Annotated in this window: 19 protein-coding genes and 1 pseudogene; 8 read left to right on the top strand and 12 right to left on the bottom strand. The window is 43.2% G+C overall.

Features of this window, described 5'->3' with window-relative positions; all coding sequences use genetic code 11:
• Positions 1-7: 7 nt before the first annotated feature.
• A complete protein-coding gene (metE, locus tag L2729_RS02420) occupies positions 8-2,278 on the bottom strand; it encodes a 5-methyltetrahydropteroyltriglutamate--homocysteine S-methyltransferase (RefSeq protein ID WP_248986818.1) in 2,271 nt (756 codons plus the stop codon).
• A 175-nt stretch (positions 2,279-2,453) separates the two neighbouring features.
• Here metE and L2729_RS02415 point away from each other — a divergent pair, with 175 nt between their 5' ends.
• On the top strand, positions 2,454-3,356 hold the full coding sequence (locus L2729_RS02415; protein WP_248986817.1) for a LysR substrate-binding domain-containing protein: 903 nt from the start codon (positions 2,454-2,456) through the stop codon (positions 3,354-3,356).
• Between the two features lie 56 nt (positions 3,357-3,412).
• On the opposite strand, the gene L2729_RS02410 is transcribed toward L2729_RS02415, so the two are convergent.
• Complete coding sequence (locus L2729_RS02410) at positions 3,413-4,141, bottom strand: HDOD domain-containing protein (protein ID WP_248986816.1); 729 nt, start codon at positions 4,139-4,141, stop codon at positions 3,413-3,415.
• 336 nt (positions 4,142-4,477) lie between these two features.
• On the bottom strand, positions 4,478-5,071 hold the full coding sequence (locus L2729_RS02405; RefSeq protein WP_248986815.1) for a GDSL-type esterase/lipase family protein: 594 nt from the start codon (positions 5,069-5,071) through the stop codon (positions 4,478-4,480).
• A 125-nt stretch (positions 5,072-5,196) separates the two neighbouring features.
• Here L2729_RS02405 and L2729_RS02400 point away from each other — a divergent pair.
• Positions 5,197-5,394: pseudogene (locus tag L2729_RS02400) on the top strand (hypothetical protein); the annotation flags it as partial.
• 91 nt (positions 5,395-5,485) lie between these two features.
• Here L2729_RS02400 and lgt read toward each other — a convergent pair.
• Complete coding sequence (lgt, locus tag L2729_RS02395) at positions 5,486-6,271, bottom strand: prolipoprotein diacylglyceryl transferase (protein ID WP_248986814.1); 786 nt, start codon at positions 6,269-6,271, stop codon at positions 5,486-5,488.
• Positions 6,272-6,950: 679 nt separating this feature from the next.
• Between lgt and L2729_RS02390 the strand changes: the two genes are divergently transcribed.
• From L2729_RS02390 to nhaD, 3 genes are all read left to right on the top strand, one after another.
• Positions 6,951-7,970, top strand: a complete 1,020-nt coding sequence (locus tag L2729_RS02390; RefSeq protein WP_248986813.1) for an aspartate carbamoyltransferase — start codon at positions 6,951-6,953, stop codon at positions 7,968-7,970.
• Positions 7,971-7,998: 28 nt separating this feature from the next.
• The gene (gene hemL, locus L2729_RS02385) at positions 7,999-9,288 is read left to right on the top strand and encodes a glutamate-1-semialdehyde 2,1-aminomutase (protein ID WP_248986812.1); all 1,290 of its coding nucleotides are present in this window, start codon (positions 7,999-8,001) and stop codon (positions 9,286-9,288) included.
• 653 nt (positions 9,289-9,941) lie between these two features.
• On the top strand, positions 9,942-11,189 hold the full coding sequence (gene nhaD / locus L2729_RS02380; RefSeq protein WP_248986811.1) for a sodium:proton antiporter NhaD: 1,248 nt from the start codon (positions 9,942-9,944) through the stop codon (positions 11,187-11,189).
• 92 nt (positions 11,190-11,281) lie between these two features.
• Here the strand turns inward: nhaD and L2729_RS02375 are convergent, their stop codons facing one another.
• Both L2729_RS02375 and L2729_RS02370 read right to left on the bottom strand, forming a co-directional pair.
• A complete protein-coding gene (locus L2729_RS02375; protein WP_248986810.1) occupies positions 11,282-12,298 on the bottom strand; it encodes a general secretion pathway protein GspB in 1,017 nt (338 codons plus the stop codon).
• Positions 12,298-13,917: an ExeA family protein gene (locus tag L2729_RS02370; RefSeq protein WP_248986809.1), complete on the bottom strand. Its 1,620-nt coding sequence runs from the start codon at positions 13,915-13,917 to the stop codon at positions 12,298-12,300. The genes L2729_RS02375 and L2729_RS02370 overlap by 1 nt, the downstream gene beginning before the upstream one ends.
• A gap of 313 nt (positions 13,918-14,230) precedes the next feature.
• Here L2729_RS02370 and L2729_RS02365 point away from each other — a divergent pair, with 313 nt between their 5' ends.
• Both L2729_RS02365 and L2729_RS02360 read left to right on the top strand, forming a co-directional pair.
• Positions 14,231-15,460 carry a multifunctional CCA addition/repair protein gene (locus tag L2729_RS02365; protein ID WP_248986808.1) on the top strand — a complete coding sequence of 410 codons (1,230 nt, stop codon included), beginning with the start codon at positions 14,231-14,233 and terminating at the stop codon, positions 15,458-15,460.
• Between the two features lie 229 nt (positions 15,461-15,689).
• On the top strand, positions 15,690-15,956 hold the full coding sequence (locus L2729_RS02360; protein ID WP_101092969.1) for an Lpp/OprI family alanine-zipper lipoprotein: 267 nt from the start codon (positions 15,690-15,692) through the stop codon (positions 15,954-15,956).
• 232 nt (positions 15,957-16,188) lie between these two features.
• Here L2729_RS02360 and L2729_RS02355 read toward each other — a convergent pair whose 3' ends face one another.
• The 5 genes from L2729_RS02355 to L2729_RS02335 all read right to left on the bottom strand — a co-directional run bounded on the left by L2729_RS02355 (position 16,189) and on the right by L2729_RS02335 (position 23,746).
• Positions 16,189-17,112, bottom strand: a complete 924-nt coding sequence (locus tag L2729_RS02355) for a WYL domain-containing protein (protein WP_248986807.1) — start codon at positions 17,110-17,112, stop codon at positions 16,189-16,191.
• Between the two features lie 83 nt (positions 17,113-17,195).
• Positions 17,196-18,518: a phospholipase D-like domain-containing protein gene (locus L2729_RS02350; protein WP_248986806.1), complete on the bottom strand. Its 1,323-nt coding sequence runs from the start codon at positions 18,516-18,518 to the stop codon at positions 17,196-17,198.
• Positions 18,519-18,581: 63 nt separating this feature from the next.
• The gene (locus tag L2729_RS02345) at positions 18,582-19,295 is read right to left on the bottom strand and encodes a M48 family metallopeptidase (RefSeq protein WP_248986805.1); all 714 of its coding nucleotides are present in this window, start codon (positions 19,293-19,295) and stop codon (positions 18,582-18,584) included.
• A gap of 2 nt (positions 19,296-19,297) precedes the next feature.
• The gene (locus L2729_RS02340) at positions 19,298-22,513 is read right to left on the bottom strand and encodes a type I restriction endonuclease subunit R (protein WP_248986804.1); all 3,216 of its coding nucleotides are present in this window, start codon (positions 22,511-22,513) and stop codon (positions 19,298-19,300) included.
• A 75-nt stretch (positions 22,514-22,588) separates the two neighbouring features.
• Entirely contained in the window at positions 22,589-23,746 is a 1,158-nt protein-coding gene (locus L2729_RS02335) for a PDDEXK-like family protein (RefSeq protein ID WP_248986803.1), read from the bottom strand.
• A 225-nt stretch (positions 23,747-23,971) separates the two neighbouring features.
• Between L2729_RS02335 and L2729_RS02330 the strand changes: the two genes are divergently transcribed.
• A complete protein-coding gene (locus L2729_RS02330) occupies positions 23,972-24,127 on the top strand; it encodes a hypothetical protein (protein WP_248986802.1) in 156 nt (51 codons plus the stop codon).
• A gap of 212 nt (positions 24,128-24,339) precedes the next feature.
• On the opposite strand, the gene L2729_RS02325 is transcribed toward L2729_RS02330, so the two are convergent.
• Positions 24,340-25,704: a hypothetical protein gene (locus L2729_RS02325; protein WP_248986801.1), complete on the bottom strand. Its 1,365-nt coding sequence runs from the start codon at positions 25,702-25,704 to the stop codon at positions 24,340-24,342.
• Positions 25,705-25,721: the final 17 nt, after the last annotated feature.

Genomic DNA, 25,721 nt, shown 5'->3' with positions numbered 1-25,721 from the left:
AGCGACCTTAACTGAGCTTTCTTCGGAGCTGTTTAGTGGCTTCTACAAGATTGACTAAGGCTGGCTCAACTTCATCCCAAGTACGCGTTTTAAGGCCACAATCGGGGTTAATCCAAAGTTGCTGCACATCAATTTTAGCGGCGGCTTTCTCTATCAATGCCACGATGTCATCAACCGACGGAGTGTTCGGGCTATGAATATCGTAAACGCCTGGACCAATTTCGTTCGGATAATTGAAATCTTCAAATGCATTCAGCAACTCCATCCGTGAACGTGAGGTTTCAATGGTGATCACATCCGCATCCATTGCAGCAATTGCGGCGATGGTTTCATTGAATTCGCTGTAACACATGTGCGTGTGGATCTGGGTGTCATTGACCACACCTGCAGCACTTAATTTAAAGGCATTAACCGCCCAGTTAAGATAGTACTGCCAATCACTCTTTTTAAGCGGTAAGCCTTCACGAAACGCCGGTTCATCGATTTGAATAATACCAATCCCCGCATTTTGCAACTCGACCACTTCATCACGAATAGCCAAACCAATCTGAGTCGCTATCTGTTCACGGCTGATATCTTCTCGGGCAAATGACCAATGCAGGATGGTTACCGGACCTGTTAGCATGCCTTTCACCGGTTTTTCAGTCAGACTTTGAGCAAATTCAGCCCACTCAACCGTCATGGCACTGCGCCGCGATACATCTCCATAAATAAGCGGCGGCTTAACACAGCGAGAGCCATAGCTTTGCACCCAGCCAAATTGCGTAAAGCCGACACCATCAAGCTGCTCACCAAAGTATTCCACCATGTCATTGCGCTCAGCCTCACCATGCACTAATACATCAAGACCAAGCTTTAGCTGACGTTCCACTGTATCTCTTGTGACTTGGCGTAATTGCTCATTGTAGGTGTCTAGCGTGATCTCTCCTTTACGCCAGCGACCTCGTAAGCCCCTAATGGCTGGTGTTTGTGGAAAGCTGCCAATGGTAGTGGTGGGTAATAATGGCAGTTTATATTTCTGCCTTTGCGCTGATTGACGAACGGTAAATACATCATCACGCTCGTAATCAGCAACGCTTAACCCTGCTACTCTGGCAATAACATCTTGATTAGCTGCTTTTGCTCTAACGGCTCGTCGCGCTACACACTGCTTAACAATCTCAAGGCTTTGCGCTGAATTAGCATCCGTTAACAGCTGCTTAAGTTTACTCAGTTCAGAGAGTTTCTGTTTTGCGAAAGAAAGTTGCTGTTTCAATTCTGGCGCTAATTGGGTTTCTACATCCAAATCGACAGGGCTATGCAGTAATGAACATGAAGGTGCTAACCAGAGTCGCTGCTTAAGATCATTGGCCACACTTGAGATAGATTCTGCAATATGGTCCAGGTCTGCCGCCCATACATTACGGCCATTAATGACACCGGCAGATAGCACCTGTGTAGCGTTTAACGTGGCAACAAATGGCGCGAGCTGCTCAGGTGCGCTAACAAGATCAAGATGTAACCCTGCTACGGGTAACTTAGCCACCAATGTATGATGATGGGCGATGCTGCCGTAATAACTTGCCAGTAGAATACTCACTTCACTGCTAGCTAGCGCTTGATAAGCTTGAGTAATCGCTTCGGTCCACTGGCTATCTAACTCGAGCGCTAAAATGGGTTCGTCTAACTGCACCCATTCAACGCCTTGCGCTGCAAATCTAGCCAAAATTTGTCCATAAGCGATTAATAGCGCTGGCAACAATGACCGTTTATCAAACTCACTATCGACCGTTTTTGCCAAGTAAAGAAATGACACAGGCCCAAGCAGTACCGGTTTGGCTTGATAGCCTAACGCCTGTGCTTCTGCGACCTCTTCAAATATTTGTTCATAGCCAATACCGAATTGTTGATTTTCGGTGAGTTCCGGCACGATGTAGTGATAGTTAGTATTGAAATACTTGGTCATTTCTGCGGCGGGAGCGTCTTTTCCTGTTGGCGCTCGGCCACGACCTACGCGAAACAAAGTGTCTAGGTCTACCCCATGTTCACCGCGGTGACGAGCGGGGATCACATCTAAAGTGGCACTCAAATTGAGGATCTGATCATAATATGCAAAATCCCCAACCGGGATTAATGAGACTCCAGCATCAGCTTGCCAGCGCCAGTGTGTTGCACGTAATTCTCGAGCAATATCAAGTAGATCATCCTGACTACTCTCTCCTCTCCAATACTTCTCTACAGCGAACTTCAATTCACGTAACCGACCTATTCTAGGGAAACCCAAACTATTTAATTGCATACTGTATACCTTCTAGTGTTAAGATGAGCAAAATTCAGACATACGCTCATTTGAATAGCATTATTTCAACACCCGCAAGGATGTCTGGACGTCTAGAAGTTTATTGTGATAGTCTCTTTCATCGCAATCGAAATGAATTCAAGAGCAACATGAGAAAACTTCATCTGAGGATAAAATGATAGAGCTTAGACATTTACGTACATTAGTAGCCCTTAAGGAAAGCGGCAGCCTCGCGGGAGCTGCCAAGAAACGCTTTGTCACACAGTCGGCACTGTCTCATCAGATCAAGGAACTTGAAACCAGGATTAATTCGACCATTTTTGTGCGAAAAAGTAAGCCTCTCTCTTTCACCCAAGAAGGTGCCAGATTGCTAAACCTGGCAGAAGATATTTTACCTAAAGTCATTGAAACTGAGTTTGACCTCAAAAAGGGACTTGAAGAGGGTGATAGCAAACTGGGTGTCGGTATTGAATGCCATAGCTGTTTTCGCTGGCTAATGCCCGTTATGGAGCAATTCAGGCAGGAGTATCCACAGGCCGATCTCGACCTTTCGAGTCGCCATCTTTTCGACTCTCTCAACGCGCTTGAATTAGGGGAACTGGATGTGGTGTTAACGTCAGATCCAGTGCCAGGACAAGCAATTGCTTACCAACATCTTTTTGACTTTGAAGTGCGACTTGTTGTGTCCAGCGATCACCCGCTTGCACAAGAGCAATTTGTCACCCCAAAACAACTCGAAAACTTGGCGATTTTAAGTTACCCAGTGTCGCTCGACCGTTTGGATATTTATCGTCATTTCATGGAACCTGCTGGCATTCAAGCAGGACCAGTGATTAAGTGCGATCTCACCATGATGTTACTACAACGTATCGCGTGTAAAGATGGTATCGCAGCGTTACCAAACTGGTCTATCAGCGAAAGCCACGGCTTAAACCTCGTGAGCATTAAATTAGGTAGAGAAGGGTTAAAAAGACCCTTGTTTGGTGCTTATCGCAGAAATGGGGCTAATGCACGTTTAGCGCAGCATTGGCTAGAGATGGTGGCAAAGGAAGGGATTTATCAACAGAAACACGATTAGCGATTTAATACTGTCGCTCATAAAAAAGCCTGCTAACAGCAGGCTTTTTTTATGTTCTATAACGGTCGCAATAATAACTTTCTTTTAGCGAGCGTGCGCCGAAGCACCAATCCTGGTGAAGCAGCATTATGTGTTTGGCGTAAATTATGTGCGATCAAAAACTCATCACGTAACTCTTCATCGAGCCCCAACGATTCGAAAGCTTCCATCGTCAACGTTTGTTGCTGATTTTCAATGACGGCTTTAAGCACACTAAGCGAGTAGGGCTTATCGTTATCATGGTTTAAATAAGCAAACGCAGTCAACGCGATGATGTCACCAAATACGCTAAATAATGCCAATGTTTGCACTTCATCTGGGCTGATGTCAAAGCTGTTCATTTGATGTAGGCTATCAACAGCTTCTGTTGCAACGGCTTCAGTCAGTGCCCAGTAGCCATGAACTAATTTTTTATATGGTTCTTTTAGCTCATCTAACCTTTCTTTCAAATAAAAGGTAAACGCATAACGATAGATGTTCACCTGCCCTAGTCTCACTAAAGCATCTTTCAATGAACGATTCTTTATGGATGGTGCCGAGATTTGATTCGCCGTACTGCTGCGCCACAGTAAGTGTGCCGATAACGCCGGATCTGACGAGACAATATCAATCACATTTCGAATATCACCATCAGCAATGATGGCTTTTTTTAACGGGATAAGTATCCCTCTACGACCAATTACCTGCTCTTCATTGCTGATAATAGCGCGTACTTGAGTAAATACCTGCTGCTCAAGATCTGTCATTTCAAGCGTTAAACCTTTTATTATATTTATTGATATACGCAATCAGCTTAAAGCTCTTAGCCATTGGTATTTGGGGCCAAGCCCTCTTTCCCTAGCTTACCAAGTTTCAGCCATCTAATGCGCATTTAATTTCGTTCAGTGAATAAATCTGTGATTCGATTAACAGTCCAAATAAAGACTGCACTAGAGGTTAAAATCCAAGTAATTAGTCTGTTTTATTAGCTGGCGATTGCTAAAGTCCTCAGCCACTCAGTCAAGAGTCCAATTTACGTTGAGCATTCCTTGGCTAATTCTTTGCTGATAACACTGCCTACGGGATCATTTCCCTATTGATTATCACTGGTTTATTCTTTCAAATATGGCCTTGGCGAGTGCTAAGTAGCCACTATCATTAAGGTGGATGGCATCTGACTTCTGACTCGAACTACTCAGCAAGTCGCTGAGTGCGTCCTCAATGAGCACTAATCGATACTCCTCTGCCAATTCAGCATAAATAGGCGATGGTGATAGAAACAGACTTTTTTGGGGTACCGCTACCAGCAATACTGTCGTCCCTTGTAATTGAGCTTGTTCTATCATGGCTGCCAAATTAGCTTTAGTGCTCGCTTTAGACTGATTTCTGAGAAAGTCATTACCACCTTCAAGCAAAATGAGCAGTTCAGCCGAGTGTTTTGCTAATACGCTAGGCAACCTCTTAGCACCTTGACGGGTTGTTTCTCCCGACACCCCTGCATTAATCACATTTAAACCACTAATATTCGCCAGCTGACTAGGATAATCCATCCCTTTTGTCGCCCCTACACCTGCTGTTAGGCTATCACCGAATGCGATAACGGTAGCGTTATTCGACAATGCTGTCACTTTGGGTTCTTGACAAGCTTGTAGCAGCAATGCGAGCGACAATATAATAAAAAGTAGACTATTTCTCATTAGAGGCCTGTTATCTCAGTTGCAAGGAAAGCGATGCCAGTTAGCATACAAGTTATTGGGTTCAATTTGAAAGCTCAACTTAGCACTCGCTTTAACGACAGAGCGTCTGTAAATTTGTGTTTATGTACGCCCAATTTGATGGCTACACCACGGTTGATGCATCTATCGCTATTCCAGTCTACGAAGGCACCCTGAGCATCGGGATCCAGAACTTGCTCAACGAAGACTATTACACTTACTACTCGCAGACTGTCGGTACAGACACACGTTACTTCAAAGGCATGGGCCGCACCGCCACTATCGGCTTTACCCTGCCGTTTTAATAACGAAATAAGTAGACATTAAAAAAGCCGCTAGCGTTTAACGCTAGCGGCTTTCTTTTATCTCTTATCAAGACTCAAATTTAGCAGTTCATCATGCCTTACGCTTGCGCACATAAGGCAGTATTAATAGTGCGACACCGACGATCAAGAATGGAATACTCAGCAGTTGACCCGCGCTAAATGTCCATGCATCAGCATAAACTGCTTGTTTAACCTTGACCATCTCGATAGCGAATCGCGCACTAAAGACTAATACCAAGAACAAACCAAAGATAGCGCCGTGCTTCTTCTTCATCTCAGTCAGCTTATAAACCGCCCATAGCAACACAAATATTAATAAGTAAGCTATCCCTTCGTACAGCTGCGCTGGGTGGCGAGGTAGCATATCAACTCGCTCAAAAATAACTCCCCACGGTGCATCTGTCGGCAAGCCCAAAATCTCTGAGTTAACAAAGTTGGCCATCCGCACAAAGAAGCCAAAGATAGCGGTCGCTATCGCTAGGCGATCGAGTAAAAACAAGAAGGGGAACTTAACCTGACGCTGGTAATAGTAGAGTGCCAAAATAGCCCCCACACCACCACCATGGCTGGCTAACCCACCTTCCCATATAGCAAAAATCTTCAGTGGATGACTGAAGTAATAGGCCGGATCATAAAATAGACAATGCGCTAAACGAGCACCAACAATAATGCCGACAACGCAATACATCAGTAAGTTATCCAGCGACTCTACCGGCAGTTTTTCCTTTACATAGATACGCTTCATTACCTGAAAGCCCGAGGCTATCGCTAGCGCAAACAATATGCCGTACCAATGTACTTTAAGCCCCATAAAGCTAATCGCTACAGGGTCTACATTCCAAATTATATGGTCCAAATTTAACCTTCCAGATCTATGTCTTTAAATCAAAACGCCTAAAACTATTGCGCAGTTTTACCCTGCAACAAACGATTTAGCAAGTGCTAACAACCATATACCTAGGGGCTGTGGATCTTTCACGATTGTTTTTGCCGCCGTTTATTGGCTATTTTGACAAGGCGGAGGCTATGTCGTTTAGTCATTCTCCACAAATAGCCTACAACACCGTAAAAATAGCCAAGAAGCACGGCCCTTCGGGTTCGTTTCAATGCTTTTAGTCTTTTACAACTAGAGTGCGTTACGCGCTTTTCGCTTAGCCAGCTAAGCATCATCGCTCAAGCCTTGTTCTAAAATCATTATTCCTTACGGTAAAGAATCGAACAAAAACTAAGCTCGGAAGATCAACAGCCCTTGACTCATGGGAACTTAATTAGTTATCTAAAATGTGACCTCATTATTTCAATCAGATCATCAGCACGGCCGATATCTTCAAGTTGCGACGATATTGACCATCATTTGGGGTCTAAAATCCATCCAACTGCAAACATTTAGGTGAGCATATTCAATTGCGCGCATATTCCACTGCAACAGATTTTTTGCTATAGTGCCGCCTCAGCCACCCTACATAAATTTAGGGCTCACTAGCTGCGATTTATCGCCTGCTATAAAGCCCCCCAGAAATTGGAAATATAGGCTGATGACTCAGTTTCAAGGTTCACATATCCTCTCGGTAAACCAACTTAGTTTGGATTCCGTACAGAACATATTCAACGTTGCCACCCGAATGACCCCTTATGCTTTAAGACAAAAACGGACCACCGTCCTTGATGGGGCTGTATTGGGCAATCTTTTCTTTGAACCAAGTACGCGTACTCGCATCAGCTTTGGCTGTGCCTTTAGCTTGCTCGGTGGCAAAGTGAATGAAACCGTGGGTATGGCGTCATCCTCTTTGTCAAAAGGCGAATCCTTATACGATACCGCCAGAGTGCTATCGAGCTACTCTGATGTGATTGCGATGCGTCATCCTGAAGCATTTTCAGTTAAAGAATTTGCCGAGGGCAGTCGTGTTCCAGTCATCAATGGTGGTGATGGCTCAAACGAGCATCCAACTCAAGCATTGCTAGACCTGTTTACCATTCAAAAAGAGCTCGCTGCAGGTGGACGTGATATTAGCGGTATGCATATCGCTATGGTAGGCGACCTGAAATTTGGCCGTACAGTGCATTCACTTTCTCGACTCTTGTGTATGTATAAAGATGTCAGCTTCACGTTAGTGTCACCGAAAGAGTTAGCAATGCCTGACTATGTGATCAATGACATTGAAAATGCTGGGCATACGATCACAATAACAGATCAACTTGAAGGCAATTTAGACCGCGCTGATATACTCTATCTAACGCGTATTCAAGAAGAACGCTTCCCTTCGCAAGATGAAGCAAATAAATACCGTGGAAAATTTAGATTAAACCAAAGTATTTATACAAAACATTGTAAATCGAACACAGTGATCATGCATCCGCTGCCACGAGATTCTCGTAAGCAAGCAAATGAACTGGATAACGATCTTAATAACCACCCTAACCTCGCCATCTTTAGGCAGGCTGATAACGGTTTATTAATTCGTATGGCACTGTTTGCACTGACGCTTGGTGTTGACTCTCAATTAGAGCAATATGAGCGCCCAGTTAATTGGTATTCACGAAAAGCTGACTTTTAATCAAGCTACTGACTTTTAAGGATCTAAAATGACCCGTTCCGACGAACTCTTTGAACAGGCTAAAAAAACCATTCCAGGCGGCGTTAACTCTCCAGTCCGCGCATTTAGTAGTGTTGGTGGTGCTCCACGTTTTATTGAAAAAGCCGATGGCGCATATATCTTTGATGCCGACGGTAAAAAATACATCGATTATGTTGGCTCTTGGGGCCCGATGATCTTGGGTCATAACCACCCAAAAATTCGTGAAGCTGTACTAGCTGCGGTTGAAAACGGCTTATCATTTGGCGCGCCAACTAAACTTGAAGTCACTATGGCTGAAAAAGTCATCGAAATGGTGCCTTCAATGGAACAAGTTCGTATGGTGAGTTCAGGTACTGAAGCCACTATGAGTGCTATCCGTTTGGCACGTGGCTTTACTAACCGTGACAACATCTTAAAGTTTGAAGGTTGCTACCATGGCCACGCTGACTGCTTACTCGTAAAAGCGGGTTCAGGTGCACTCACTTTAGGTCAGCCAAGCTCTCCTGGTATACCTGAAGATTTCGCCAAGCACACGTTAACGGCGACTTATAATGACCTTGATTCGGTTAAGGCAATATTTGAGCAGTATCCAGACAGCATCTCTTGCATCATTCTTGAGCCTGTTGCTGGCAACATGAACTGCATTCCACCAGTTGAAGGTTTCTTACAGGGCCTACGTGCAATCTGTGACCAATACGGTGCATTGATGATTATCGATGAAGTAATGACGGGTTTCCGTGTCTCTAAGGGCGGCGCACAAGGTCACTACGGCGTAACACCCGATCTAACAACACTTGGTAAAGTGATTGGCGGCGGCATGCCAGTGGGTGCTTTTGGGGGCCGTAAAGATGTGATGCAGTTTATTGCACCTACAGGCCCTGTTTATCAAGCGGGTACACTTTCAGGTAATCCAATAGCAATGTCTGCAGGTCTTGCACAATTGGACGCGCTTTGTGAAGACGGTGTTTACGAGCAACTCGCCGCTAAGACACAGTATGTTGCAGAAGGCCTTAAAGCATCTGCAAACAAACACGGCATTCCAATGGCAATCAACTACGTTGGTGGCATGTTTGGTTTCTTCTTTACAGAAGAAGAGCAAGTGACCTCATTTGAGCAAGTGACCAAGTGTGATGCTGAGAAATTCCCAGTGTTTTACCATGGCATGCTAGATGAAGGTATTTACCTAGCACCAAGCGCTTATGAAGCAGGTTTCATGTCTCTCGCTCATGGTGAAGCAGAACTAGAAGCAACGCTTGCTGCTGCTGATCGCGTTTTTGCAAAAATGGCAAAAGGCTAGACTTAGCGCATACAGCTAAGGTTATAGACCAAGTTAACGTTAAAGGAACACCTAGGTGTTCCTTTTTTATGGGCTTAATTTTAGATAAAAAAAGAATGCTTTCGCATCCTCTTATATCAATCACCGTTAGCGTGTTTCAAACGTGTCACTTAACGCTCACGAGTAGCTAAGCTATTGCGCCTAAAATAGGCCAGTTTTAATGATAAAACCCATGATACTGCTCCTAAACACCCAATACCGTAAGGGCATTCTATTATGGCCACAACATACTGCTCATTTAACCCTCAGTAAATAATTTGCCCTAGCCGATATCCCGCTCTTAAGTTCAAGTATAGGTTTTTGCTTAATGGCGATAACTTCTGATTCAATTCCCCTTAGTCAAGCCATCTGTTTGTGTGTATTTTAACCACGAAAAAACAGTCATTATCGCTACACATTAATAACAAGTCAGCGGTTAACACTAAGTTATACAAAATCCACAGTGTTAAGCTCACGTTTCTGCAATAACTTTGATCCAGATAACGGTTGCGTTCTTATTTATGCTGTGGTCTGATCGCCGCGCTCTAGCAAGGAAAGCTTAAACAAACCTTAAATTAGAGCAAGCCTGTACTGATTTCAGTATCCAATATAAAAATCTGTCTGTGAGTAGCCCTATGTTGTACGCATTTTTAATATCGCTAGCTGTACTCGCGTTGTTGAGTATTGTGTTTGAAGAAGTTACCCATCTAAATAAAGCTAAAACCACTCTGTTTTTTGGATGTATCTCTTGGATTGTGCTCTTTATGGCCGCGGGAGATCCCAGCCATGAAAAGTTAGTCGAAGAACAACTAAACGAAAATCTGCTGGAAATTGCCACCTTATGGTTGTTTCTGATGTCTACCATGACCTTTGTTGCGTATCTCAATGCCAAAGGTATGATCCAAGTACTGGTGCAAAAGCTATTTCCTGAACGTGTATCGGTGCGCATGTTAATGCTGCAAGTGGCATTGTTCTCACTGGTACTTTCCGCCATTTGCGACAACGTGACCGCTACGCTGGTTTCTCTAGGCTTACTCACCACTTTCAACCTAGAAAAGAACATACGTAGACGCATGGCCGTGCTCATCATTTTTGCGGTTAACTCGGGTGGAGTCGCGCTTATCACAGGTGATGTGACAACCTTGATGATCTTTCTTGGTGGCCATGTCCATATGTCAGAACTGCTGATGCTATCTATACCTGCTGCGGTTAGCGTCATGCTGCTAGCAGTGCTATTTTCACTTAAAGCTGAAGGTGAAGTCTGTACGACACCCATTAAAACAGAGGTTCGCGCAGTTGATATAGGTATCGCTGTCATCTTCTTTACCACGATTGTAATGACAATGGTGTTAAACATATTATTTGGGATCCCTCCAGTACTCACCTTTTTAACCGGACTGTCGGTGATGTTCCTTGTTGGCCATACAACACGCAGCAATAAAGAGGAGCTGCAGATCCTGGAGTATATCCGTCAAGTTGAATACGACACCCTGCTGTTCTTTTTAGGGATTTTACTGCTTGTAGGCATGCTTAAAGAGATTGGCACCTTGGATCTATTAACTCAGGTTTATACTCAGTTTGACCCTAACATCTCCAACTTTGTTGCCGGTATTGGTTCTGCGTTACTTGATAACGTGCCATTAACCGCGGCATTATTAAAAGCCGAACCCGCGCTTAATACACCGGAATGGTTAGGGCTGACATACTCAGTTGGTGTTGGCGGATCTTTACTTGTTATCGGCTCAGCAGCCGGCATTATCGCCATGAGTAAAGTAAAAGAACTGACCTTTGTTAGCTATCTTAAATATGTACCGGCTCTAGCCCTATGTTATTCCGTCGGCTACGCACTGACCTTACTGCTGGCTTACCATTTCTATGGCTAGCACGATCAACAACAGAAAGTGATACGCATTAAAAAGGCCTAACGATTGTTAGGCCTTTTTGGTGACGTACTGTCCGAAGAGCAGTTGACAATTTAGATGGCAGGAACCTTAAACTCAGTGCCCTGTATCGACAACACCACATCTCGAGGTCTAATCTCTACAATGGTGAGTTTACCTTGGATCTTATCGCCCTGCTGCAGTTCAGCGCCATCCACATTCAACCAGCGATTATCCTCAACACTTGAGTATACATGCGCATTAATAGAAAATTCTGGTACCTGTAACTGCAAGCCTGCGGGTAACTGCCCGTACTTAGGAATACTATCCGTTTTCGGCGTAGTGGGGATAGGGTCTAATGCTGGCTGAGTCACCGGAGTGGCGAAGGCATTTTCTCGCTCAATATCTTTAAGCGCAGCTTCAAAAGCAGCAACGAGGTTATTGTCATTTTGTGGTTTCGGCTTTGAATCTAAACCAACGTCTGCAGCAGCAAGATCGACTTCGTATTGCAGTGATGCCAACATATCCTGACCACGTTGATTTGCATTAGCGCCCAATATAATCGGATCGGGTTCATTGCTAACGGCTTGGCGCTTAACTTCAGCAGGGCTGTCATCCGCTTCAACACTCTGTTGCGCTTTAAGTACTGCCGCGAGTAAGTCGTTACCTGCTGCATCGTTCGACGTTGTCACTCTGCCAGCGGGTACAAACGATGTTTGACGGGCTTGAGATCCACTGTTAGGCATTGCCCTTACTACAGGTAACGCGACTTTGCCAGCAAGCTTTATGCTTGCGTCATTAGCCTCAAACTGACGACTCGCCGCTGATTGAACATTTCCCGACGTATTCGATTTATTCTGCTCTGCTGGCATTGCAAACGTTTGATTAGCGACGTTATCGTTATTAATTTTTTCTGCCATGAAAATTTGGCTCAACAACCACGCTAACGCAACGCTAAGTAACAGTAAAACCGCGAATGCCACGGCGCGTTTAGCCATTTTATGTTCATGACTAACCGTCTTATATTGGGCTCTAGGCGTCATTACAACATCATGTTGTATGCCTTGAGACTGCTGTTTATCTCTCGTCACCGCATCGAGTAAAATTGACATTAATACAACCTCTTAGATTGACCTAAACGAGGTCCTATATCACTTAAGTAGAGGTTTAGCTGTACCAATGTTTGTGCTCCCGCAATACCGTCAGCCGCCAATCCATGTTGACGCTGAAATGCTTTTACTGCTTGCTCTAACTGGCCATCAAACTGATACACTAATCGAGGTGATGATTCCGTCACAATGGCTAAACTATTTTCTAACCACTGCAATTGAGCCTGATTGGCAGATTTACCAATTTCACTGACTTGATTGTGAGGAGCTTGCCAAAGTATTTCGAACGTACCGCTAAAGTGTCGCGTAAACCAATCTCGTTTAACCCACAACTGTTGCTCATTAAGTTGCAGTAACATCTGTTCACCTTGTCTTGCGACAACGGTGCCATAAAATGCTTGTTGTTGCTCATCGACAAGGTAAACAACGGCGGGGAAGTTTAACCTCACTATCGAATTCCAGTTACCCTGCTGCTGATAACAAGACAAGCCTTGTTGCTGCGCAGATTGACAGGCGGATAAGCCGATATAAGGCGCTTTCTCCCACAAGCCTAAGATACTGGCATAAGCGGTGTCGATATCACGACTTTGTGCCATTGCATTTTTGAGTACTCGCTGACTGCTGCTCAATGTTGCTGTAGTGGTATTCACCTCAGTGCTCGCACTTCCATCATTAGAGGCTGAAGCTGGGAAACGATTAGGTTCTGAATTTGTGGTTTCGCTTCCAGGTTGGCTAAAGAGGTAAAATGCCCCCGAGAAAGTCAATATTATTGATGCTGCTAAACCGATGGGAAACCAGATATTTTTCTTTTCAGGTTCTTCACCTAACACTTCTCGTGATGCCATATTGATCATATTTTTATCAATAGGCACTTTAGATTGCGCATAACTGGCCATTAGTGCACGTTCGCACAACAGGTTAATTAACCTAGGGATGCCATCACTGTGCTTATGTAATGTCTTAATGGCACTTTTATGGAATAAAGGTTCATGTCGACCCGCCACTTGCAGTCGATGCTGAACATAGAGTCCAACCTCTTCGAGCGTTAACGGCAATAGGTGGTAACGAGCGGTAATTCGCTGTGCTAACTGGCGCAACTCTTGCCGTTTAAGCAGCTGCTGTAACTCTGGCTGGCCAATTAGAATCACCTGCAATAACTTCTTGGTATCGGTTTCTAGATTAGTCAATAACCTAAGTTGTTCAAGCACTTCCGCTTTAAGGTGCTGCGCCTCATCAATGATAAGTACTGTATTACGGCCGTTACTGTGATTATTGAGCAAAAATGTACTGATGCGGTCCGTCAGTTGTTTAAGGCTTGGAGATTCACAGTAACTTATCTCTAATTCATCACATAATGTCGCCAGTAGCTCTAACTCCGTCAAAGCTGGGTTGAGAATAAAGGCAGTATCTGTGTTCTCGGGCAGTTGATTGAGTAAGCAACGCGACACAGTAGTTTTTCCCGTACCCACCTCCCCCGTCAGCAACACAAAGCCACCGGTTTCACCTAATCCATAGGTCAGATGTGCTAACGCTTCTCTATGGCGATCGCTTAGAAACAGATAATGTGGGTTTGGCGCTATAGAGAAAGGGTTATCTTTCAACCCAAAAAAAGCCTTATACATACTGCTTTTAATCCTTGTTAGAGGAGCAAAACCGCCGATTGGGCCGTTAATCACTCTGCTATTTAGAAAACGTTTGAATGGCTGCAACATAACACTTTGAGTGCCACTAACCTATCAGCTTAATGCTCAACGCTTTGACAATAATCTAGAAATTACACTCACGTTAAAGCCAAGCAGATCAGTTGTCAAAACTTGCGACAACTTAAGCGGCTAAAGTAAGAGGTCTATCGGCTCAAGTAAGAGGTCTATTTTGACAGCGAACATCGATTTATCCATGCTAAACTGCTACTTATGTCCATAAGTGAGCTTTATTGTGAAAATCTATCTCGTTGGCGGCGCTGTCCGCGATAATTTGCTAAATCTGCCGATAAAAGATCGTGACTATATGGTGGTAGGTGCCACGCCAGAGCAGATGCTGGCCTTGGGTTATAAGCAAGTCGGTAAGGACTTCCCGGTATTTCTGCACCCCAGTACCCAACAAGAGTATGCCCTTGCCAGAACCGAGCGAAAAACCGCGGCAGGATATGGGGGCTTTAGCGTGGATGCTGCACCGAATGTGACCCTAGAGCAGGACTTACTCCGCAGGGATCTGACCATTAATGCCATCGCCCAAGATAGTGACGGAAACCAATATGATCCGTACTTGGGTATTGCCGATCTTAATGCCCGTATATTAAGGCATGTGTCCGATGCCTTTGTAGAAGATCCACTTCGCGTACTGCGTGTTGCCCGTTTCGCCGCGCGTTTTCATGCTCTGGGTTTTACCATTGCAGCAGAGACTCTCGAGTTAATGAGAAAGATTAGCCAAAGCGGTGAACTTGAGGCCTTAACGCCTGAGCGAGTTTATATTGAACTCGACAAGGCATTATCGAGCAATGCCCCGCAAGTCTTCTTCAGCGTATTAAAAGACTGTGGTGCTTTGAGTGTTTTATTTCCAGAAATTGATGCGCTTTTTGGCGTACCACAGCCTGAACAATGGCACCCTGAAATTGACACTGGTATCCATACGTTAATGGTGCTTGAGCAAGCCGCAAAGTTGTCTAATGACAATGCTGTTAGGTTTGCCGCACTACTACATGATCTCGGTAAGGCGTTGAGCCCTAAAGAATCGCTACCAAAACATTATGGTCATGGACAAAAAGGATTGCCCCTCATTAAAGCGCTTTGTCATCGCTTTAGAGTGCCAAATGAATACCGCGATCTGGCATTACTGGTCAGCGACCAACATCAAAACATCCATAATGCGATGGATCTTAGGGCTGACACCATCGTTAAGCTGTTCGACAAAGCAGATTTTTGGCGTAAACCGCAACGCATAGACCAGCTCTTACTCAGTTGTGAGGCCGATGCTAGGGGGCGTAAAGGTTTTGAGCTAAATGAGTATCCTCAGGCTGACTACATACAAGCGTGTTTTGATGCCGCATCGAGTGTGGCAGTAAAGACCATTATTGATGACGGTTTTAAAGGTGCGGACATTAAGCAACAACTCAGTATCAAGCGAATTGCAGCGGTACAAGCACTTAAAAACAATCAGCCAAATTAAGACGAAAATAAAAACTCAGCTTAGATTGATATTAATAGACTAAGATTATGATTGTGTGAATTAGCATTAAAATTGCACTTAGCTTGCAATTGAGCAATTATTCGCTAAGGTATTCAGAGCTTAGCATTAAAATTCATAGCAAATTTTTTTGTCTATGACATAATTAAGCTGCTCAGTTGTTATGTGCAGCTGTGCTAATTAAATCCAACCTAAATAAAGGGAATTCCCGATGAATAACAAAATACTTTTGATTGCTGGTGTAGCAATGACTACCCTTCTAGGTGGCTGTGCAAACACTACTGCTCTTGAAGAAAGCGTTGCAAACCTAGGTAACAAAGTTGACCAGCTTTCAGCTGAAGTTAGCTCTCTAAAGTCAGATCATGGCAAAATGTCTGCTGACATTAATGATGCTAAAGCGGCTGCTATGGACGCACAAGCAGAAGCTAAGCGTGCTAACGACCGCATCGACAACGTAGCCACTTCTTACAAGAAGTAATTACGTTGGGTTTATAACTTATTTATCAATAAGTTAAAACCAAAGGCTTGGTTAATGGTGATAAAATGTGACACGCATAGTGACACACGCCAGACCAAGCCTTAAACTTTTCCGCATTAGAAAATATCGTTTATCCACTTAAATATCCGTAATCCCCCAAAAAGTAAACACCGACAAATTTCATAAAATTTAAGTTTTCAGATGAGCAGTTACAGGTTCAGACTGTAACGCACTAAGTTACTTTAAGCCCCTTCATTCGCTTAAGAGCAAAATGACGTTCTTCTTTTCTAAGCTCACAATAGCCACGAATACAAAGCGTGAAACCTTGACCATCTTGGTGCGTAATACTGACTAGCTCGATGGGCTTTATAAGTCTAGGCATATGCGATTTTTCATTTGGTTTTTTATAAGAAAATTTTATATGCTTATCGTGTTTAATTGCATGCCTAATGTTCGCAACACGTTTGGAATATGCTGTTTCAGAAGGAGAAGACGCACCCGAAAATTTTTTGCAGTGATGTTCTTCATGGTGGCAATCCTCACAAAGCAGTTTTAGGTTTGATAGCTCATTAGTACCTCCTCTGCCTAAAGGACTAATATGGTGTAGATGAAGATGCCTTGTATCACCGCATTTACTGCACGCTTTCCCATCTCTTAAAGCTACTTTTCGCTTTCTGTCATCCCAATCTGGAGGATATGATAGAAATAATTCATACACCTCATCAATCCTATCCTGCTGCTCATCAGAGGTCTTGGTTAGGTCTTCAAGTGTACACTCAGCTAAAGATATTGATTCATTAATAGCTTCGACATCGACTTTTGGATCAAAGAAAATAGAACTGATCTTAAAAAAAAAGCCATGGACCTTCTGAAGCTTTTCATACAAAAGCTGAAGCTTAGCTTTTAGTGCTGTGATTTCGATTTCAGTTTGTCTTTTTCTCTCTTGGATAGAACTCAGACAAAGCTCATGAACCATGGAACCATCTGAAAGGTTGACACCATCTGAAATACATTTCTTACAAAATCTGCACGTACTTTTCCCGACGCCAGTAATAAACTGTCCACATGAGCCACATTTTGCTCTCTGAACAATACCATCTAGAGGAACCCTGTTTTTCTGAGAACAAAAAGGACATTTAATGATTTCAGATGACATAACTCAACCTCTATGCAGAATACAAGCAAGGCGCACATAAATATGTGGGGATGATATCCATCCCCACGAATACCAAAACGAAGCTATATCAATTTTCCAACTAAGATTGGACTGTCATTTATCTTTACTGCTCGCAACGCATAGCTAGTTCCTACATCCCCCAAAAAAATGTAGGCGGAGCTTCCTGTTAACTTCTTTTTATAAACAAAAGGCTCTAGTAATACCTTAAGCACTGAATCTGCAAACACGTCTTTATTCTCTTCAATCCAATCTCGCATATCATAACCCAAATTAAAATAATTTCGCTGCTTATCAATAACTTCCATATCTTCGCACCTGATATTTAGACTATCAACGCCAAACCAAGCTGGACATTTAACGCTTATATCAAGAAGCCTATGCTTTATTAAGATAGTTAAGTTAGCATCCGTTGCCTTATCGACATCCCAGTTAGCCTCAAAGCTAACAGAGCAAGACATACCCTTAACAACAGTTACTCCAACATTAGAAACACCATCACAGAAGTATGTAATGCGCCTTTTAGCAACACGAGCCCAAGCTATTTTTCCTGAGTCTTCTAGTAAGAAAAGATAACGGTAAATACGCGCTAGTCTTACGACATCATCATTATTCATAGACCATCGAGTAAAATCACATTTACTGTTGGACGTGAAAGTAAAACTGCTAGTATATTTTTTTGTCTCTGTATCAGGGTTATTTTCAACCCATTTAACCTTTCCTTCAACGACTTCGCTTTGACTAGCTTGTTTTGACAGTATTTCCTCAAGCAACTCCAATGAACGTCTTCTTTCGGCGAGTTTCCTTTGCTCCTCAACTCTTGCTAATCGTAGCTTTTCTTTTTCCTCTCTTCTCTCTAATTCAAGCGATTTTATGTCAATATCTATTGCCTCAGCATCATTAATGAGGGCTTTATAAATTTTGACAAATGGCTTAATAAGTTTTGCCATATCTTCAAGCATTGAAAGAGATATTTCACTTCTTTCACCCGTCCACTCTTCAGTTTGCAAAAGTAGTTTATCAATTTTGTTTTTACTGGTTATTACAATACTAGCTTCTAAATTTTTTGTTCCTCTTGCCGTTAGGTTTTGGCTGCCAACGCTAGCAAACACTCCAGGGACAATAACTAGCTTTGCATGCAGTTTAGGTAAGCCATACAAGGTCACCCCCTTCTTCTTGAGGCTAATTAAGGTCGAAACCGAAGAACTAAGATTGATGAATAACTCTGCAGAAAAAAGAGTGTAAATAACGCATTTTTTACCTATAGCTTTTTCTATCACTACGTCAGCAGTTTTTGAGGATATATAAGGCGAGAATATAATCAGTTGGTCAGCGCTATGCGCTTCAGACTTCCAGCGTTTAGCTATATTACGCAGGTATAATTCCATTTATTTGTCCTTTACCATTTTGAAAATAACGAGAACAGCCCAATTAGTTATAGCGCAATTTGTCTATATCACCAGCCTGCCAGAGTTCAACTTCAGCCACTCTTTGTGCTCGGCGTAATCAGGCATGACTCGCTCTACTTCTTTCCAAAACTTGGGGGAATGGTCGAGCTGTTTCAGATGGCACAGCTCATGGATCACCACGTAATCAACTACTCGATTGGGAGCCATCACGATAAGCCAATTAAAATCGAGTTCGCCTTTAGGGCTGCAGCTTCCCCAACGACTTTTAAACGTCTTAATGCTTACAGACTTCGCTTCTATGCCCATGGCGCTAGAATAGCGACGAACCTTCTCTTTTATCTTGCGTAAGGCATTGAGCTTATACCAACGGATTATCGCATCTCGGACTAGGTTACTGCGTTTAGCGCCATCAGGCAGCGTAGCAACCAAACGCCCTTGGGTAAGCTTTACTGGAACATACTCACCTGTAACCACTTTAAGGCGATAGTTACGCCCAAGATAGGCATAGGCCTCACCAGATATAAATTCTCGGTCACTCGCAGGCTTTGACGCATCATGCAGTGCAATCTTCTGTACTATCCACTGATATTTATCTTCCACCAGCTGCTTAACACGTTCAATGGCAAGCGTTTTAGGCACGACAACAGATACTAAACCATCATCAATCTTAATCGAGGCAGTCTTAGTTCTGCTTGTTCTGACGATATCAACACAAAGCCCTTTGACTTCAACCTGCTCAGGAATCACTGCTTTCACTGCTACTTATTCCCAAACTTAGTCTTGGCCAATTCCATAAAGCGATTTTGCAAGACCAACACTAACGCCTTATCACCAAACGGCTGGTCGAGTACGGCACGCTTAATCTCTTTCTGCATGCGTTTAACTGCATCGCCTTTACTAAAGAAATCGATAATGTCCGTCGCTTCATCAAGCATCGCTACTAACGTTTGTGTGGTTGCTTTAATCGCATCATGAACACTCTCATCAATCACATCGCCATCACTAACTTGAGTCACTTCCGCCATCAAAATACCGTAGAAGGCATACTCGGTTTCAGTTAAACCAACATCTTGTGCCGCTTGCTGGTGGGCGTTTCCAATATCTCCAGTAAGCTCAAATAGCAGTTCAAGCTGCTCGCCCCATTTACCATGGGTCTTTTCGATAATGTCACGTAAGCGTAAACTTAAAGAACGGTAATACTCAGGGTCTTCATCAAGGTTGATGGTGATGTGATGTTGAATCGCACTCTCAATTTCAGAGGCTTTTGACTCATCTGATTTAGTAGGCTTAATGCTCTCTTTAAAGTTAGCATCTAATAGATCAACGGGTGGGATCTTAGGGTCGACTCCCGTACTCAGAATATGCTCATCCACCAGCTGGCGAACCTTCTCACCAATCTCATGCATATCTAAGCCTGCATCGCGATATAGCGTTTTAGAGGCGTTATGGATTTTACCGAGTAACTTCATATCAGGGATAAAAGGTGCGGCAGCAGCATCAGGTAAGATCACATTAAGCTGTGTAGCAAATTGCTTAAACGCCATATCGAACTGAGCGCGGACAGCCTCATCCTTCAGCACAAGCACATAGTCGTCAATATCATCACTACTGATATCCTTAAAGAATGACATTGCACGAGTATGCTTCGCCTTCAACTTAGGGATCTCATCTTTAAGACTTTGAATCGTCCCCTCGACATCTTCACTACTAAACAGATCTAACGCTTCGGTTAAGTAAGTCGCTAAGCCGTGATAATCGACCACATAACCACAGGTTTTACCTTTGTAGGTACGGTTCACTCGGGCAATCGCTTGCATCAAGGTGTGATCTTGTAACTTGCGATCTATATACATTACCTGCGCAATCGGAGCATCAAAGCCCGTGAGCAGCATATCCTTCACAATAAGAAAGGCAGTGTTATCAAACTTTCTATTTTTATCTTCAGTACCCTGCTTATCGATACCAAAGGGCTTTTTAAAGTTACTAATGACTCTTTTCTGACGAACACTATCGGTATGTTCTGCAATGTAAGCTTTGTCATTATGATCACCCGATATAATCACTTCAGACGGGGGTGCATCAAGCTCATCTAAGGTCTTTTTGAAGATAGCTGCTGCATGGCGGCTACCAACAACAATCATGGCTTTAAAACCATCTGGGCGAATGTGCTCTTTGTAATGCTTTATTAGATCTAAACACACCCAGCGAATACGGGCAGGGGCTTCACGTACCGCTTTCGCTACGCCATATTTCTTCTTAATCTCACGCTGCTCTTCCTCAGTGTAATCCCCGAAGTATTCTTCAAACAGCTTGTCGAGTGACTCACCAGCAACCTCAGATATAACCTCACGACCTTCGTAAAGTAATTTTACCGTCGCACCATCTTCCACCGCTTGGTTAATCTTATACTCATCGATATAGCCACCGAAGGCTTGCCCCATCTTTTGGGTTTTGAGCAACGGTGTACCTGTAAAGCCAATCTTTGGCGCATTAGGTAATGCAGCGTTAATGGTCATCGCCAAGCCGCCAAATTGCGTTCGGTGCGCCTCATCGGCAAGTACGATAATCTTGTCGCTAGGGTTAAGGTCAGCAAACCCAGCAGCTACGCCTTGCTGCTTTTCTTGTTCTTTCTCAGTCTCTTTTTCTAAGTCAGAGAACTTCTGCACCATAGCCGTCACAAGGTCAGAACTGTCTTTCTTAAGTAGCTCTTTTAACTGCGCCACAGAGCCCGCGTTATATACTGTTTCACCTTGCGCGTCACGGAAAGTATTAGAAAGCTGTTCATCGAGCTGGGTACGGTCAGTAATAAATACCAACTTGTACTGTTTCAGCTCAGGGTCACGGCGCATCTTCACCGCCAACATCACCATGGTTAGCGACTTACCGCTGCCTTGGGTGTGCCAAACTACACCAGACTTCTCTTTTCTATCTTTACCGCTTTTAAGGCGTTCTATCACCTTGTTTACCGCACGATACTGCTGGTAACGCGCCACTTTCTTAATCAGACGACCATCATCGGTTTCAAACAGAATAAAGTTTTGCAGGATATCTAAGAAGTTCGCTTGGCTAAACATGCCAGCTAATAGCCTTTGTTGCGCCGTCACATGGGTGAGTGCTTCATAGCTCGCTGGTGGCTCATTATATTGGACTGAGGGCTCAGCCACTTTCTGCCAATCTTCCGATGGATCAAGCTCATTAATTAGTGCATCGTCAGGAAGTTCAATCTCAACACGAGAGCGTAAGCCCACCACGTTATCCTGCAGTGACTGCTTAGCCAGTTGTTCATCACTGAAAGGGTAAGCATCTTTCCAGTCACCATAGTGCTGTGCACTCGAACTAATAGTGCCGACTTTGGCTTGGTCGCGACAAGTTGAAACCATTAGCTGGTTATACCAAAACAGCTTTTCTGCCCCTTCATGGTCTTCACTGTGGCGAAGGTTCGCATAGCGGCGTAACTGGTTTATCCCTTCGCTCATCGGGCTGGCGATATAAGGCGACTTGCACTCAATCACGGCTAACGGGATACCATTCACGAAACAGACTATGTCGGGAATGATGTTCTGGTTAACGCCTTCGATTTTGAATTGGTTAGTACAGACAAACTCATTGTTTTCGGGCTGTTCAAAGTCCACCAGCTTAACGGTTTGTCCCTTGCGCCCTTTACCTAAGTCTTGCTCTACCGATAGATAGCTCACTAAGATTTGATAGAAACCGTGGTTATACTCCATCAAGGCGGCAAAGTTAGGATGTGTCACTTCACGCGAGACCTTGCGCAGGTTCTCATCACTTATCCAGGGATTAATGCGCTTTATCGCAGCTTCAAGACGTTTCACCAGCACCACATCACGCAAATAAGCTCGTTCACCGTTTGAATTTTCTGGTGATAGTGCTTTGCCTGGAATGTATTGCCAGCCTAAGCTCACTAACTGAGAAATGGCTGGGGCTTCTACTTTGTTGAACTCATCTTGATTCATAACTGCAGGCTCTGCTTATCATTTAGAAAAAATACATACCGCTGGTACTGCCAATAGAACTTACCTACTTTTGATTCACTGATTAAGCAGTGAAACCACATCCTGTAGCTTAGCGATAATGAAGTCGGCATACGCCTGTCTATTGTTCTCACTAGATAAATACGCAAGATCATCAGAGCTTAAATTCTTAAAGTTAATCTGAGGCTCGGCATAAAACCCTAATGGCATACTATCCCAAACTTCTGCTTTTAAGTCGCTGGAAAAACTTTTTATCTGAGAGAAACTGTCAGTTGTATTTCCGTCGGAGCAATAAACCCCAAAATAAATATGATGGTCTTGCTCCACTAGGAGTGAGGTATTCTTAAAGCCGTCTAACGGTGTGCTGATGTTCAAATATTTTGAGTTGCGACGATTTTCAACATATGACTTGATCAATTTTCTTGGTGCTGGTTGCTTCGTAACAGACTCCTCAAGTAAATCACCAAACTCACTGCTAATGCCTTTATCTATTCGTTCCCATATATCAAGCTGATAATCAACCAAGACTTCGTTATATGCAGCGAGAACATTGGGTATTGCCGCTAGGTTATCGCTTGTTTTCAACAACTGCTTTAACTCTTCCATGTGTTCTTTATTCTCAAGTTTGTGGGTTAATTTAGAAATGATGTCTGAATATTGAATGAGAGCTTCTCGCAAAGGCGCATCAGTCGCTGACACCTCAATATAACGATGAATTAACTCATAAATATCTTGCTCATAACTTGCAAGAGTTAGGTGCTCATCAAGAAACTCTTTCGTGAGGTTTGCTGTACTATCATCACTTGGAGGGTAGCCAGTTAATGTCAGGTAGATGATTTCTATATTGCGAAAACCTTCACTTATCATCACTTCATAGTAACGAGACAGCTGCTCATTCTGATCACCTGCATAAATCTTGTTTTCAACGATGATCGCAGTGTCACCAGACCTAATAAGAATATCAATATTCTTATACTCAACATCAACCAACGCGTCGGTTGTAATGCTCAAGTCAAACTTTTGCAAGAAAAGCTGAAGTAATCTATCCCCATGTTGATGCCCGCCTTTAGGGTTGAGTAAATCACCTAGAAATCGAGAGTGTAAGCGCACTTCGTCAGATTCTGAGCGGAGAACTCTAAAAAGGTTGTATTGTGGCTTTCTAAAATACTGTTTATCTAACAATTTGACGTAATTGAAAAACTGCTCGTTTATCATTTTAACTAATCCCTGTCATTAAGCTTTTGATATAAAGCTTATTATTTTAATAGTACCGTGACTTAGCCTCATTTACAGCAACCGGCTTCTCGTTCACCTTCAAAAAGTTTCAATTAATCTCAATTTGGACAATTCCCCCCCCACTGCAACAACAAATTACTCAGGCATTATTCTCGGCGTTGGCAGAGGCTTCTACCAACATCACTTTCAAATTGGAGATACACAATGAGTAATAACAAAACACCAATGACACCTCAAGCAGCCGCTCGCATTCAAAGCGCGACAGCTCAGAAAGGTAACGTAGCTAAAGGCAGCTTTGCTGCTAAGGCTCAAAGTGCGGCAGCTAAGAACTCTGGCGGCGGTAAAAAGGGAGGTAAGTAACATGTCAAAACATGACGATGATAATCATAGTAATCAACTCAACCCCAATAATGATGAATACTGGGGAAGTCGCGGTGAAGATGAGCGCCCAGACGATTGGGAAGATCAGCTTGATGATTAATCATGGCGTAAAAAACGCCCAGTTTCAGAAAAATTGTTAAGCCCAATCCGCTCAAATAAAAAATAGTCGCTAACTAAACCAGCGACTATTTTTATAAATATTGCTTCAGTGAGTGCTGGTAGTACTTATTATAAGTGGTAAGAACAGCCCTTACCTCAGACTCTATCTCACCCTTTGATATACCTTCCCGCTCAGCTTGCTTTGACAAATAAGTGACTTGCCTATCAATCCCCGTAGCTATCACAAACAAATCGCCAAGAGCACTACTGCCTTGCTCCCCTATAGACTCGTATATATTTCCTAAGAATCGCCGTAGTAAGTCGTTCGTGGGCAAGTCTTTTTTATTTCGCCATGCTTTTAACCTGTCAACTTTCTTACGTTTAAGCTTCGTCGCTGAGTATTCAAGCTCACTTTCATCAACATTAACAGGAATAAAAGCAGCTAAATCTGTCCATGTCATTTTGCGTTCTTGGTTAGGAATGACATCTCTAATCTCATCTAATAACGCCTCAAGACACGATTTAACTTTAGGGGTTGTCGAGTACGATGTAATAGCTCGATTCAATATGCCTTTCTTTGATTCAAGCGATTCATGCTCATCACGATAATAAAGCACGCATCCCACTTCAAAACTTGCAAACGCACCAAAGTAAAAATCAAAATATATAGGTAAATAACAACTAATAAATGATAGCTTTTGTGTGTTTGAATATGTCTCTTTTGAAGCTATTTTCTTAAAGTGGGAAGAAAAATCATTCAGTATCGTTTCATCTACAAGTGAAGATGTATTCCATAAAGGTAGCTGTAGCTGCCAAGCCATACTTGGGTTATTGGTGTCTAACTGCTGTTGTTTGATTTGTTTTTTGGCTAATTCAAGAAAGCTTACGTCTTCACGACATCGTTTCTCTAAAAACTTTATTAGCGGTACCAACTCAAAATAATCATCATTATGTTCTAATTTTGCTTTAGCTTTATACCCCGCAACCCCTGACAACCAATCTCCTGCGTTAGAACCTACTTTGCTAGCTCTATCCATATCGAGTTGGAGCTTTGAACAAGATTGCTTAAAGAAGGGGTCTGCCGCTGTCGTCATCCAATTGAAAACTTCAAAACCAGCTCTTTCAGCCACTCCTTTTTGAGTGAACAAGTCATAACGTGCCGTTCTAGATACCTTTAAAGGCACGCCTGTATGACCTTCTATAAAAGATAACATCTTTAAACTTGGGTTCGTCCAGCCCAAAAGCTGCATAACGGTTGCCCATGAGGGCAAGTATGCTGATTGGGTTCCAAATTTGCTAAAGCGCAACTTATCACCCTGCTCAAAAATACTTTCTAAACCATCGGCTAGATAATCGTATAAGGTAGCCGAACCATCATATCTTTCAATAGGCAATGATGTTTTAGCCTCTGTGGTTTGGGGATACTGGCTTGATTGCGGCAAAGCGTCCTTGCTCATGGTTATCCTTGCTGTTG

Source organism: Shewanella gelidimarina, from assembly GCF_023283945.1.
GTDB classification, from domain to species: domain Bacteria; phylum Pseudomonadota; class Gammaproteobacteria; order Enterobacterales; family Shewanellaceae; genus Shewanella; species Shewanella gelidimarina.
This window is presented reverse-complemented; position numbering and strand designations above follow the sequence as displayed.